The sequence below is a fragment of the Methylobacter svalbardensis genome, assembly GCF_037671525.1.
GTDB lineage: Bacteria > Pseudomonadota > Gammaproteobacteria > Methylococcales > Methylomonadaceae > Methylobacter_A > Methylobacter_A svalbardensis.
Window position 1 is genome coordinate 1 of the sequence record NZ_JAWPOH010000205.1, and the last position, 613, is coordinate 613.

1 protein-coding gene is annotated in these 613 nt (G+C 49.9%); it reads left to right on the top strand.

What is annotated here, in order from left to right; genetic code table 11:
* Nucleotides 1–73 precede the first annotated feature (73 nt).
* The coding region (locus RW114_RS20860; protein WP_340124640.1) for a DUF6444 domain-containing protein at nt 74–613 on the top strand (540 nt) is incomplete at its 3' end.

A 613-nucleotide genomic window follows, 5' to 3' on the forward strand; every position in this document is an offset into this window, starting at 1 on the left:
GCGTTCACCCCCCTCTCGCAAACTGACGCTAATTCAAGCATACTGCTGACTAAATTTCTGACACAACCTTTCTATGAAACTGAGCGACCATAGCCTACGCCAATTAGATGTCACCTACCTTGATGGTCTGGATGAGGAAGCGTTGCGACTTTTATCGGCGAAGTTATTGGAAGACCTGAAGGAAGCCAGGGAGCGATTGAATCAAAATAGCCGAAATAGCTCGCGCCCTCCCAGCAGTGAAGCACCGTGGGTAGGGCCAGACGATGAACCCATTAGCGTCTATGATAAAGCCGATGGCAAGACCATCAACGAAGTTGAAGAAGACACAAGCTCAGGTAAGGAAGAAGTACCCAGCGAAAATGCTGACATCTCTTGCCCGCCAGAAAAACCTGAGAAAGAAGTCCGACGAGCGGGAAAGGTTGAAGGCGCACAGGGCTATGGACGTAAGGCACCGGAACGGATTGATCTGATCGAGGCGCATGCCCCAGACAGCTGCGCCTGTTGCGATTTATCACTGTCAGCAAGAAAAATTGTAGCGTATACCGGGCATTATGAAGTCGATTGGATACGAACAGATCGTGGTGATTGGCAGACCCACCACATCAAACATCTT